Origin of the sequence: Chroococcidiopsis sp. (assembly GCF_051657925.1) — a bacterium.
In the GTDB taxonomy this organism is placed as follows: Bacteria; Cyanobacteriota; Cyanobacteriia; order Cyanobacteriales; family Chroococcidiopsidaceae; genus Chroococcidiopsis.
In genome coordinates, this window is sequence record NZ_JBOFLP010000375.1 from 1 (window position 1) to 13,158 (window position 13,158).

Sequence of the window (13,158 nt, forward strand, 5' to 3'; positions counted from 1 at the left end):
GAGGAAATGAAAACTAGGGTCATCTTGCTGCTGCAAGAGTTGGATGGTGCTTCTCCAGAACGCACGGCAGAAATAGAACAGGCGATCGCCAACCTTCCGACCCCCCAACCAGGATATCAGTTATCTCTACAAAACCAAGACCAACAGTATAATTTCGATCTGTGGGAACTGTGCTATCAGGTTTGCTTTCAGCAGTACAATACAGACTCGACATCCACTAATAGCTCGGTAGAAATTGATACTAGTTTGATCGACGATACTGGAGAAATAGACTGGCAGCGTTTAGATATTAAAGCAGGCGCAGCAGTCGAACAAGTATTTAGTAGTTTGCCGAAGATTTAGTGAGGAGTGAGGAGTGAGGAGTGAGGAGTGGTCAAGTGAGTATTAAGTAGTGAGTAATGAGTAGTGAATTTTGACTTTTAACTTTTAACTTTTGACTTTCCCATTACCCATTACATAAAAATATGATGAGCGAACAGTTACAGGCAGTTCAGGCGGCGGCGGGGGCGATTTTTGAGGAAATTGCTGGAAACAAAATTCCGGTGAGTTTTGGTAACGATGCAGTAGCCATGCAAGCGGTACGGGCAGGTGTAGCAATCTGCGATCGCTCCCACTGGGGTATCATTCGCGTTACTGATGAAGACCGCATTCGCTTTTTACACAACCAAAGTACTAACGATTTTCAAATTCTAAAACCAGGGCAAGGCTGCGACACGGTTTTTGTCTCTTCCACTGCCCGCACGATCGATCTAGCAACTGCATATGTGACTGAAGACGCAGTACTGCTGATCGTTTCTCCTAACCGCCGTCAGTATCTGATAGATTGGCTCGATCGCTATATCTTTTTTGCCGATCGCGTCCAACTAGAAGATGTAACTGGCGAAACTGCTATTTTTAGTCTGCTTGGCACTAAAAGCGATGAAATTTTGGCACAACTCGACTTAAGTTCGATTATCGGTTGTGCCTACGCCAGCCACCAGCTAGTTCAGCTCAAAGATGTAGCAATTCGGGTAGCGGTTGGGAGTGGTTTAGCCATACCTGGGTATACCCTAATTGTGCCAGCAGACAAAGCGGCGATCGTTTGGAATCACCTCGTAGAAACTGGTGCAGTCCCTCTAGGCGATCGCGTTTGGGAACGATTGCGGATCGAACAAGGTCGTCCCGTCCCTGATAAAGAACTGACTGAAGATTACAATCCTTTAGAAGCAGGCTTGTGGCAAACTATTTCTTTCAATAAAGGTTGCTATATCGGTCAAGAAACAATTGCGCGTCTGAATACTTATAAGGGAGTCAAGCAACACCTATGGGGAATTCGCCTCAACGCTCCAGCCGAGCCAGGTAGTATTATTACTGTAGGTGAAGAGAAAGTGGGTATTCTCACCAGCTATACCGATACTGAGGAGGGTAGCTTCGGACTGGGTTACATCCGCACCAAAGCTGGTGGTGTTGGTTTACAAGTTAAAGTTGGAGAAGCTACAGGCGAAGCGGTGGATGTCCCTTTCTTAACCCGTAGTCCCGATTAATGTGCGACTCACACCATGTGAGATCGATCTATTGCCCCCTTTTCAAGGGGGTTGGGGGATCTAAAAACTGCGCCACTGACCCAAAGATTCCTCCTAACCCAAGACGGTTCAGTTAAAAGCGATAGATCTTCAAAGATCTCCCCTAACCCCCCTTATGAAAGGGGGAAATAAGAGAAAACTAGTTTACTCTTAATACTCGTAAGGGTTTTGGGGTTCGGGAATTTTCTTGGGGGCAGCATTGGCCTGAATAGTCAATTGGCGCTTATCTTTTAAAGTTTCGGTGATCATTTGTCCTTCTACCTCCAACCAAGTATCGGGAGGATAAGCTTGACGATCTTCCGTCAATTTGACTGGTAGCCCTACCGGATAGGCATCAGCGGCGCAGCAGGTAATGACAAACCGCGAAAGGAGCAAGTAATTAGGTGGAAATTCGGGAGGGTGAATCGCAAATCCTTGTACCTTGACTTTTTGACCTGTGTATGCATCAGGTTCGGGATAAACATTCAGCGTGCGCACCCAATCTAAAAGCGATCGCGCCTCTGGTTTGACAGAACCGTAAAAGGCTTGGGGTTGGGAACGGGTAGCAGCGAGAAAGTCTGTCACCCCTCTTTGCATAGCAGTTTGGCTGGCAAAAACGCGGGGAGTGAAAATCAACCCGGCGATCGCAGTTACTATTAGCAAAATACTGCTAAAACCAGGTGGAAGTAAACTGATATGACGCACTGGCAATATACGGCGTTGACGCAGGAGTTGCGCAGCCTTTAAACCTGCTACACTCAAAAACCCAATTCCTCCAGCAATTACCAACCAAAAATAATCGGGGTGAATTAATAAATTGAGCTTACCAGTCAGCCAGTATTTCAGCATCAAACTGCCCCAAGCAGCGATCGCCAATACTTCTAGCCAATTTAGAATTTTATATTTGTTATTTGTCATTGGTCATTGGTCACGCACTTAAATAACGTATAAATTAATCAATAATGTAAATAAAAATGTCAACTGAGCTGCTAGGGCAAATAGATAAATAATTGCCCGTGGTTTAAAAATTGATAGCATCAGACCAATGCCTTTAAGGTCGATCATGGGTCCAAAGATTAAAAAAGCTAATAACGAGCCGCTAGTAAAAGTAGAGGCAAAGGATAGGGCAAAGAATGAATCTACAGTAGAACAAATCGATACGACTGCTGCTAAAAGCATCATGGTGAGAATAGAGGTAATTTCGCCACCACCAAGATTTAGAATGACCTCGCGGGGAACAAAAACTTGAATCAATGCCGCGATCGCGCTCCCAATGACTAACACAGAACCGAGTTCGCGCAGTTCTTGTATGGTATTGTCTAATAACAACTGTAGGCGTTCTGATAATGGTTTAATTGGCGTGGCTGCTGCCAGACTTGCTTGTAATACCGATGCATCTATCCTAATCGGATCTCCCGACCCTGATAGCCAAAACGTACCCGATTGTAGTAGATCGGATGAGGTTTTCGATTTATCTTTTTGCGGCTGCTGTTTTGGTTGCCAAGCCGCTGCTAAAGCTGGTTGTAATAAGGGACGTAAATTTTTTTGGGCGCTGAATACCCAACCGATAATGGTGGCGATCGCTAAGGAAAATACGACTCGTAAAACAACAATTTCCGGTTGATCGCGAAATGCCGTCCATGTTGCCCAAATGACAATCGGGTTGATTGTTGGTGCTGCTAATAAAAAGCCAATTGCTACGGGTGTAGGCACTCCCTGCATCAACATTCGTCTTGCCACGGGGACGTTACCGCACTCGCACACGGGAAATAAAAATCCTACCATGCTACCAACCAAAGCACCTAACAGTGGATTTTTGGGTAGTTTAGCAATTAACTTGCGTTCGTCCACGAATAGCAACAGTAACCCAGAGAATAACACCCCCAGCAGCAAGAATGGCATTGCCTCGACAAGCAGGCTGAGGAACAGGGTAAAAGCATTGTTGAGCTGTTGGTTCATGCGTTGCGTAGCAGAAAGCGTTGTTGATTAGCAAACATCTGCCAAGCCATTGTAGCTAGATTTATTGACGCTACGGAATACAAACATCAGGCGCACATAAACCTGAAAATTCCATTGTGTTTACGGTCAATGTATCTAATTCTACCCGCCTAATTGCATGATTATTCGTATCGGCGACGTACAAGTAAGAACCAAAAATACTCAGTCCAGAAGGCTCGTTAAAGCAGCTATTTTGACCTTGAGCATCGTGTAAACCCGCTACCCCTCCCAATATAGTTTGGCAATTACCGCTATGAGGATTGACTATTTTAAGTTTGTGATTGTAGGTATCGGCTACCCACAAGAAATTTTGAGCATATTCTATCCCTAAACAATGCTGGAGTCGCACGTCAGCACCAGTACCATCGACATCGCCAAAACCGAATAATTCCCCACTCCCGCAGATTGTCCGTACTTGAGGATCGAGCATCAATCCGATACCGCGAATCGAACTACCTTCACTATCAGCAACGTATAATTCTCTACCATCGGCGGTAATACCACTCGGTTGCGCAAAAGCCGAATCTGCGACTAAACCATCTAAACACGCTTCAGCACCCGTACCCGCGTAAGTTTGCAATATACCTTTTTCTAAATTCATTTGCCAGATTTGATGATTTCCCGCCATCGCAATGAAGAGATAACTCTTCACCATCGTCAAATCCCAAGGGGAATTTAAAGCTGTTTTTCGACCAATACCACCATAAGGACGAATATTACGACTTTGTTCTCCAGTTCCGGCGATGGTTTCTACACGTTGCAACGGTAAGTTGATGCGGCGAATCGCATGATTTTCGGTATCGGCTACGTAGAGTAACTGGTTTTCATCATCCAATACCATGCCTTGGGGGGCAAAAAATTGCGCTTGGGTAAAGTCTCCATCGGTTAACCCAGATTTTCCCGTACCTATGACGTGTATAATTTCTCCGTCGAGAGTACTCCAAATAATGCGGTGATGTCCTGAATCAGCGATGAATAATCCAGTGGCAGTCGCCAATACTTTACCAGGAAATGCTAGGGGTTTAATTAATGGTTGCCGTTGTTTTTCTAAAATGAGGCTAATTTCTGGAGATGCGATTGCCCCTTTAGCTTCATACTCTTGAACTAGTTTGGCAAGTAATTCATCTAAAACGTCTCGATTTCCTTCCCCAGTAGCAGAGCCAATGACATACCCTTCTGGGTCAATTATCATTAGCGTGGGCCACGCACGCACTACATATTGTTGCCACACCTGAAAGCCACTGTCAACTAAAACTGGATGCTCGATGTCATACCGCAGGATGGCTTGACGAATATTCTCGACTTCTTTTTCGTTATCGAATTTAGCTGAGTGAACGCCAATAACCGTGAGGCTGTCCTTATACTTCTGTTCTAAATATTTCAAGTCTGGCAGAACGTGCAAGCAGTTGATACAACAATAAGTCCAAAAATCGAGAATGACAATTCTACCTCTGAGTTGTTGAAGCGATAGCGGCTTGTCGGTATTTAGCCAAGGCTGATTTTGAGGTAGTTCCGGCGCTCTCACCCGTACAGTCTTCATGTAAAATCTTACTCGACAATAACGGCGTTTAACGATTCTAGCGGAATGCTGAAGACGTAGTAGATAACTCCCACGCCTAACAGTAGCACGGCAATACTAGTGACGACGACCCACCGATCTGCTGGTTCGTAAGTATCTGCATCTATGTCGCGCCGAATGACAAAATAGTGTGCGGTTGAAAGCAGTACCATCGATAATCCTACTATTCCAAAGGCTAAGCCCAATCTCCAACCATTACCAGGAGGTTGAGGCGCAAGCGGGGGACGGAGAATTCGCAGGCGCACGATTAAGACACCAAAACCCATCAGCGCGATCGCGCTGCGCATCCATGCTAAATAAGTCCGTTCGTTGGCTAAATGATCCCGCACGCGATTTGGATTTTTGAGCTGCGGTGTCAATGTTCCTGCATCAACCCGTTTAGGCTTGAATAATTCCATAACTTCTACTTTCAGCACTGTGTACCGACATTAGTAGAAGAATACAAAAAATCTGGTTTGCAAACAACGATTTGTCGAGCGGAATATAGTACGATAGGAAAGCCGCTTTAAATTACGGTATATCGGGCGATTTTATTGTATATGGATATTGCTCTTACCCTTGGTGTTCTGGGACTAGCCATAGTTTTCTTCATCTTTGAATGGCTACCTGTAGATGTTACCGCGATCGCGACAGCAGTTGTACTCATGCTACTGGGATTAATCACCCCAGAAGAAGGGATAGCTGGCTTTAGTAACTCTGCAACCATCACGGTATTGGCAATGTTCATCCTCAGTGGTGGTATCGAACGCACGGGTGCAATCCAAATCGTCAGCGATTTTCTACTGCGGCGAGGGGGAAAAAATCCGACACGGCAGATTTTTGTTTTAGGTGCGATCGTTGGTCCGATTACCGCTTTCCTCAACAATACAGCTGTGGTTGCCGTTTTTATCCCAATTGTGGAGGAATGGAGTAGAAAGCGAAATATTTCTGTCTCTAAACTGCTCATACCGCTGTCCTACGCTACGGTTCTAGGCGGAATGATTACAGTTATTGGCACTTCGACAAATGTTGTCGCCAGCAGTTTGTCAAAAAAGTTGGGATATGGAGAATTTAGTTTATTCCAATTTACCCCAGTAGGATTAATTACATTTGCGATCGGCTTAGTCTATCTTGCCTTCGCCGCACCCAAACTGTTACCAGACCGAAAAAAGCCAGCTGCGACTCCGGCGATCGCCAACTACGGATTAAAAGATTACTTTAGTGAAGTGGTTGTCGCGCCACGCTCCAATTTAATCGGACAAACTTTACGTTCTAGCCAGATCGAGCAGCGATTTGATATTGACGTAGTGGAACTCTTTCACAACAGTCGCCGTTATACCAAACCTGTAGCAGATAAAGTGCTAGCGGGTGGCGATATTATGATCGTGCGCGGTAATCGCAGCGACGTACTCAAAATTAGAGATGAGCGGGGGATTGAAATCTTACCAGAAATCGAATTTCAGCAAGAATTCCCGACATCTGAGTTAAGTTCGGAAAATCGAGCTATTTCTGAAGCTTTGATAATTTCCAACTCTAGTTTGATTGGCTCTACACTCAAAGAGTTACAGTTTCACCAGCGTTACAACCTCACAGTACTGGCAATTCGACGCAATGAGGAAATCATTCGCGATCGCTTGGGTAAAGTCCGATTGCAATTTGGCGATGTCTTACTATTACAAGGTGCAAGAGATAGTTTTATCGGACTGCAAAATAGTGCAGATTTACTGGTAGTAGAACCGCGAGAGGTGGAAACGCTGCGGCGAGACAAAGCCGCGATCGCGATCGCGATTGGCTTAGCGGTGATTATTACTGCTGCTTTTGATTGGATACCAATTTTAGTCAGTTCCTTGGCAGGAGTTGTCTTAATGGTAGCAACTGGGGTGTTAAAGCCAAGAGAGATCTATCGGTCGGTACGCTGGGATATTATCTTCCTACTAGCTGGACTGATTCCCCTCGGTACGGCGATGGATAATTCAGGTGCAACCAATTGGTTAGCAGGTGGTTTAGCATCGCTCGGAAGTCAATTCTCCGGTTTTTGGTTACTAGTCTGCTTTTACATTGCCACAACCGTACTCACAGAGATTCTATCTAACAATGCTGCCGTGGTGCTGATGCTTCCAGTTGCAGCTAACGTAGCAGAAACCTTGAGTCTCAATCCGTTTGCTTTTATGTTTGTCGTGACATTTGCTGCTTCTAACAGCTACCTCACACCAATCGGCTACCAAACGAATACGATGGTTTACGGTCCTGGTGGCTACAAATTTCTTGATTTTACCAAGGTAGGAGCGCCATTAAATTTAATTTTGACATTTCTGACACCTTTACTCATTGCTTGGTTGTATGGCGTGAACCAGCTGCCAATAGATTAGTTGTTCTTGTAAGGTGAGCGTTGCCTACCCTACACATGAATTTCTTTTTTGAGAAAGAATCTGCTGTAACCTGGTGGGAAATTTGGCAATTCACCAAAAATGACGTATCCCTGTTGCTGGTAAAATTCTGGTGCTTGGAAACTAAATGTATCTAAATAAGCATATTTACAGCCGCGTCTGACAGCTTCTCGCTCCGCAGCCTCCAGTAAAGCATGACCGTAACCTTGTCCGCGCCACGTTTCATCTATCCATAAAATATCGATATACAACCATTGCCAATAAGTCGAACCAATCAACCCGCCAGCCAGACGATCGTCTGCATCTCGTAAAAAGATAGCTAACTGTTGGAAATGTCCCTCACCTGCGCGATCGCGATTAAATGCCAGCAGTTGTTGCAAAATAAATTCTATGTCTTCAGGATGCGGCTTCTCAGTTATGTCAATCCTAAGCGGCTGTTTCACGAAAATTCATCCCAAATAAAAAAGTTTAGCGTGCGTACAAATAGACTGTATCATCGCAAATAGAAGTAAAAAACTGTGGCTCATTCAGAGATTTGTCGTATGTTGCGCTCGTAAATCATATAAACAGTCGCTTTCAAACACTTTCGCTAAAAAATGGGCAAATATTATTTCCTCCTAGTCAGTGGTATTAGCATTCTGTGCTTTTTAGCTCAGATAACTCCACTACAAGCCCAAACTTTCATGAGGGAGCAGGGAGCAGGGGGAAGAGAGCAGAGGGGCAGAGGGGCAGAGGGGCAGAGGGAGAAAAACAACCAACTACCAACTACCAACTACCAACAACTACCAACTACCCAAGTCTCCCAACTCTCTGACGTGCAACCCGATGACTGGGCAAGTCGAGCGTTGCAATCTTTAATCTCGCGCTATGGAATAGTTACAGGCTATCCGAATGGGAAATTTCTCGGCAATCGTCCCTTGAGTCGTTACGAATTTGCGGCGGCTTTGAGTACGGCGGTACGGCAATTGGAGGGAGCGATCGCTAATGCTAAGCCAGTACAAGCAACTCAAGATGATTTAGCAACTCTCGAAAAACTTCTGCAAGAGTATGCTGCGGAATTGAAAGCTTTACAAAGCCGTTTAGATTCCCTGGAAGCTCGTAGCGCTGTACTCCAGGCACATGAGTTTTCCACAACGACTAAACTTGCAGGTCAAGTTATCTTTGCAATTAATGGGGGTGGCTTTGGCGGCGATTCCCTTCGCAACCCTACAGGTACGGAAATTGCCAATAATAATCCTGTTACTACGTTATTTTACAGGACTCAGTTAGATTTTGATACGAGTTTTTCTGGTACTGACTTACTCAAAATTCGTTTGGATACTGGTAGTAACAGCAACCGCGATAATGCAGCCGGAGTATTAGAACCTAATTTCGGCAGTGGACTTGATTTCTCGACCAGACTATCTCGAAATGAAGACTTGGGGCTGGGTCGGCTTTACTACAGCTTTAGCGCCACTAAAAATCTCCAAATTGTTTTAGGGACTGCGATCGCACCTACAGATTATCTCGATCGCAATCGTTATGCTAACCGCAGTTCTGTTGATTTTTCGACTCAAGCACTGGTTAACAACTACCTTCTCTTTCCGATTAACGAACAAGGCGCTGGGGCGGTTGTTAACTGGCAAGCGAACGAGTTTTTAACGTTACGGGCAATGTATCTTGCAGCAGACGCTGAAAATTCTGGCAGTCGCGATGAGGTTGAAGGTGTATCGGCTTTAACAAGGCTACTCTACCCAGATGAGGGTGGAGATCGCGGTTTATTTGGCAATCCTTATCAGGGAATGGTTGAGTTAGAATACTCTCCTAACCCAGCTTTTACTCTACGCTTGCAGTACAGTGGTGGAAATACGTTCGATCGCCATTTCGATGTGTTTGGAGCGAATGTCGAACTCGATTTATCGCGCCGACTTGGGCTGTTTGGGCGTTATGGCTACGGTAGCTATGACGATACTATTTTTGGAGATCTCGAACCGTCTTACTGGATGGTGGGGATATCGTTGCGCAATTTATTACTACCTGGCGCTGTAGCGGGAATTGCGGCAGGTCAGCCTTTTGTGGAAAATGCTGTGGGGGACGCGACTCAAACAAATTTTGAAGCCTACTATAACTTTCCCCTAAATGAAAATCTAGCGATCGCTCCTTTAGTTCAAGCGATCGCCAATCCTAGCAATCAAGCAGATAATGGCACAATTATTACTGCTACTCTGCGCACCGTATTCTCTTTTTAAAAACGCAACCCAAGATAGCAATCTCTAGCGTTTGTTCTCAACTTCTGCTTGAGCCTCATCCATAGCTGCTTTTTTGTTCGGCTCGTTAGTGTCAAATGTTACTTTAGTTTGCTTGGCTTTGAGGTCGAGGACTTCAGGAATCTTTTTGGGCAACGTCTTGATATTTTCTAGCCCGGTATCACCTATTCTTCTACCTGGCGCATCTCCGAAATCTTCAGCTTTTTCTTGAATGCGCTTGACAGTATCAGGAGTGACAGGGTTGTATTCTCCCGCTGGAGATTCTACAGCGTTTGCTTGGAATGCTGGCAGTGCGACAAATAAAATCGTTGCCAAAAATACGGTAACGATTCGACGCAAGCCCATGTTCTTCAATTTATCAACTACTTGCTTCATTTGAATCCTCCAATGATTTTGATTACTAAAATTAGCGTTTCTTTAGAGTAAAAACTTTTAGAAACACAATTGCTAAGGTTGCTAACAATAAGCGCTCCTTAATTGCTTGGTTTTAATTTTAGTTTTCGGATCGATCTTGCCGTAGGAGGCGATCGCATATCTTCTCTCTTGAGTAGGAGTTTTGAGCGAATGCCATAAATGAATGAATTTAACTTTAGTTAGACTTGTAGATCGTTAAAATACTTCTTGGTTGAGTTTCGTTCCCCCAACCCCCTTGAAAAGGGGGGCTAAGAATAGTTTTGTCTTTTTTGTTGAAAAAAGGGGCTAAGAACGATTCTGTCTCCCTCTTTTTAAGGGAGATGAAGTAGGTACAATCTTGTCTCCCCCTTTTTAAGGGGGATTAAGAGGGATCTTTTCCTTATATCTCTAGATTCAATTTCCTTTCCCCGACCTTAGTTGCCATAAGTAAGGTAAAATTGGTTCTATTTTGTATTTGTTCTTGGTCAGGCTATCGCGCACTGGTTCTGTACAATCTCCATAAATAAAGATATCGCCAGAATTTTGTGGTATCTCTTTTAAGGGAGCGATATCAACTAATCTTAATCGAACTTTTGGTTCTAATAAGTAGCTAAGGGAAAGTAAATTACCATTGTTGATGCAACCATTAGTAGAAACTATGAGAGGATTATTTGCTCTATTGAGAAAGCTAGCTACTTGAGGATTACTATAACTAATTTCTTTAATCCACCAGGTATTAGCTTGGGAACTAAGCGTACAAGATATGATTCCAGCCAAAATGAGTAAAGTTGCGATCGCTTGCCAAATTCTGCGAAACAATAATCTCGATTGACTGATTTTTTGACTTAATAAGTAAGCAACTGCTAGCTGAATGCTTAAATAACTAGGAAATAAATAACGAGGCACGATCGATCTTTGTCCGCCTTTAATTATATCTGGTATCAGTAACGGTAACGTGGTTGCAGCCATTAAGGTAATAATAAATAGCCAAATCCTTAAAGGTGCGTGACGTATTGTGAAATAAAATGCATAAACTATTAGAAGTAATATCAGGAAGTAGACAATCAGAAATTCTGGATCTTTTTCCAAACCCAGATCGAAAAAAACATGACCGATATTGAGTAGCCAGCGACGACTAAAAATGTCTGCGGGTAAAGCATTATTCGTCCATCCCGTCGTCATCTGAAACATGGAATAGTTCTGAATTAAGCTCAATATCCAAGGGGTAAAAAGTAATAAGCTCAAACCCGAGGAGAGAAGATAAGCGATCGCTCTTTTGCTCAACCTAAATTTTTCAATTATGAAAATGTAAACTCCATGACCGACGGCTACTAATCCAGACAAGAAAAAAGTATAAAAACTAGTTGCTAAAGCAAAGGCATATACAATCCAAATCTGGATTTTATTCAGTCGAATTGCCCTGAGTAAAGCGGCACTCGAACCTAGAATTGTCACCGTCCATAAAGCGTATTGCCTTGCTTCTTGAGCAAATAAAACATGCACTGGAGAGACTGCTAAAAGCGCGATCGCCATCCCTGCTATGAGAGACGATTGAAACAATTCTAGACACAACCAATACAAACAAGGAAATACTAAGAAGCTAAATAAAATGCTTAAACTTCTAACGATCGTAATACTGTTGCCAAATAATTTTACCCAAAATCTCAACAAAATATAATACAAAGGTGGATGTTGAGAGTCTTCTATAGCAAGAGAATGAATTGTATCTTTTAATTGGCTTCCAGGTTTGAAACGTTGAAACGTTTGCAAGTATTTGATACTGCTGTCTCGATGAGCGTATGCTCCTTGAGAGAAGTCTTTCATCGTGTAGCCAGCAATTCTTAAAGAAGTATAAGCTTCGTCGTGCCAATACACTTTTTTATCGATATTCGTAACTCGAAAAGCTATTCCTACACACAAAATAATTATAAATAGTAAGCGCAGCCATTTAAAATTGACGTGACGAGTTGGCATAAACAGTTGAAATTAGAATTGAGTTTGCTATAGAGACAAATGAATTAAATAAAATCCTCAAAGCTTATTTAGGTTACAATAAATATATAGTTTTTCAAAAGAGAAGCAGTGTCAAACGGCAAGCACTCCAATCTACCTCAGTCATTGCCATCCTTAAGTTGCCGTCCTTAAATTAGTCTAAAATGCCCTTGATAAGACTGAGATCGTCGAAGCAATGAATAGCCAATATCCAATCCCAGTAGTCATCAATGGTGCTGCGGGCAAAATGGGACGCGAAGTTGTCAAAGCAGTTTCCCAAGCTGCCGATCTGACCTTACTAGGGGCGATCGATCGCAACCCAGAGCATCAAGGTAAAGATGCAGGAGAACTAGCAGGTTTACCAGAACCATTGGAAGTTCCAATTACCGACCAATTAGAACCAATGCTTGCGATGGCGGGGCAAGAAAGGCAAATTGGGGTGATGGTAGACTTTACCCATCCGAGTACAGTGTATGACAATATCCGCTCGGCGATCGCCTATGGAGTGCGTCCAGTTGTCGGTACGACAGGTTTAAGTCCCGCACAGATTCAGGACTTAGCTGAATTTGCTGACAAAGCCAGTACTGGATGTTTGATGATTCCCAACTTCTCAATTGGGATGGTTTTGTTACAACAAGCCGCAGTTCAAGCCTCTCAATATTTCGATCACGTCGAAATTATCGAACTGCACCACAACCAAAAAGCTGATGCACCTAGCGGTACGGCATTGCAAACTGCGCAGATGTTGGCTGAGTTGGGAAAAACTTTTAATCCACCCCAGGTAGAAGAAACAGAAAAGTTACCAGGTGCGAGAGGTAGCGTCGCAGCAGAAGGTATTCGCATTCATAGCGTCCGCCTACCAGGGTTAATCGCCCATCAAGAAGTCATTTTTGGCTCAGCGGGTCAAATTTATACTTTGCGCCACGACACGAGCGATCGCGCCTGCTACATGCCAGGAGTGCTACTAGCGATCCGTAAAGTCATCCAACTCAAAACCCTCGTTTATGGGTTAGAAAAAATATTGTAAAGAGTTGACAGTTAAC

12 protein-coding genes are annotated in these 13,158 nt (G+C 43.8%); 5 read left to right on the plus strand and 7 right to left on the minus strand.

Annotated elements, in window-relative coordinates; genetic code table 11:
* Both ACRC32_RS29955 and ygfZ read left to right on the plus strand, forming a co-directional pair.
* Positions 1-342, plus strand: a 342-nt coding sequence (locus tag ACRC32_RS29955) for a hypothetical protein (RefSeq protein ID WP_438557402.1), incomplete at its 5' end; no start/stop codon positions are given.
* Between the two features lie 125 nt (positions 343-467).
* Positions 468-1,523, plus strand: a complete 1,056-nt coding sequence (gene ygfZ, locus ACRC32_RS29960; RefSeq protein WP_438557413.1) for a CAF17-like 4Fe-4S cluster assembly/insertion protein YgfZ — start codon at positions 468-470, stop codon at positions 1,521-1,523.
* A 189-nt stretch (positions 1,524-1,712) separates the two neighbouring features.
* Here the strand turns inward: ygfZ and ACRC32_RS29965 are convergent, their stop codons facing one another.
* The 4 genes from ACRC32_RS29965 to ACRC32_RS29980 form a co-directional block, all read right to left on the minus strand.
* Complete coding sequence (locus ACRC32_RS29965; RefSeq protein WP_438557403.1) at positions 1,713-2,459, minus strand: TIGR03943 family putative permease subunit; 747 nt, start codon at positions 2,457-2,459, stop codon at positions 1,713-1,715.
* Between the two features lie 18 nt (positions 2,460-2,477).
* Entirely contained in the window at positions 2,478-3,500 is a 1,023-nt protein-coding gene (locus ACRC32_RS29970; protein ID WP_438557404.1) for a permease, read from the minus strand.
* Positions 3,501-3,570: 70 nt separating this feature from the next.
* Positions 3,571-5,079 carry a thioredoxin-like domain-containing protein gene (locus ACRC32_RS29975; RefSeq protein WP_438557405.1) on the minus strand — a complete coding sequence of 503 codons (1,509 nt, stop codon included), beginning with the start codon at positions 5,077-5,079 and terminating at the stop codon, positions 3,571-3,573.
* Positions 5,080-5,087: 8 nt separating this feature from the next.
* On the minus strand, positions 5,088-5,516 hold the full coding sequence (locus ACRC32_RS29980) for a YidH family protein (RefSeq protein ID WP_438557406.1): 429 nt from the start codon (positions 5,514-5,516) through the stop codon (positions 5,088-5,090).
* A gap of 135 nt (positions 5,517-5,651) precedes the next feature.
* On the opposite strand from ACRC32_RS29980, the gene ACRC32_RS29985 reads away from it, so the two are divergent.
* The gene (locus tag ACRC32_RS29985; protein ID WP_438557407.1) at positions 5,652-7,466 is read left to right on the plus strand and encodes an SLC13 family permease; all 1,815 of its coding nucleotides are present in this window, start codon (positions 5,652-5,654) and stop codon (positions 7,464-7,466) included.
* 29 nt (positions 7,467-7,495) lie between these two features.
* On the opposite strand, the gene ACRC32_RS29990 is transcribed toward ACRC32_RS29985, so the two are convergent.
* A complete protein-coding gene (locus tag ACRC32_RS29990) occupies positions 7,496-7,927 on the minus strand; it encodes a GNAT family N-acetyltransferase (protein WP_438557408.1) in 432 nt (143 codons plus the stop codon).
* A gap of 153 nt (positions 7,928-8,080) precedes the next feature.
* Here ACRC32_RS29990 and ACRC32_RS29995 point away from each other — a divergent pair, with 153 nt between their 5' ends.
* The gene (locus tag ACRC32_RS29995; protein ID WP_438557409.1) at positions 8,081-9,712 is read left to right on the plus strand and encodes an iron uptake porin; all 1,632 of its coding nucleotides are present in this window, start codon (positions 8,081-8,083) and stop codon (positions 9,710-9,712) included.
* 24 nt (positions 9,713-9,736) lie between these two features.
* On the opposite strand, the gene ACRC32_RS30000 is transcribed toward ACRC32_RS29995, so the two are convergent.
* Together ACRC32_RS30000 and ACRC32_RS30005 are read right to left on the minus strand one after the other, a co-directional pair.
* Positions 9,737-10,105: a hypothetical protein gene (locus ACRC32_RS30000; protein WP_438557410.1), complete on the minus strand. Its 369-nt coding sequence runs from the start codon at positions 10,103-10,105 to the stop codon at positions 9,737-9,739.
* Between the two features lie 432 nt (positions 10,106-10,537).
* Complete coding sequence (locus ACRC32_RS30005) at positions 10,538-12,097, minus strand: glycosyltransferase family 39 protein (RefSeq protein WP_438557411.1); 1,560 nt, start codon at positions 12,095-12,097, stop codon at positions 10,538-10,540.
* A gap of 214 nt (positions 12,098-12,311) precedes the next feature.
* On the opposite strand from ACRC32_RS30005, the gene dapB reads away from it, so the two are divergent.
* Entirely contained in the window at positions 12,312-13,142 is an 831-nt protein-coding gene (dapB, locus tag ACRC32_RS30010) for a 4-hydroxy-tetrahydrodipicolinate reductase (RefSeq protein WP_438557412.1), read from the plus strand.
* Positions 13,143-13,158 lie beyond the last annotated feature (16 nt).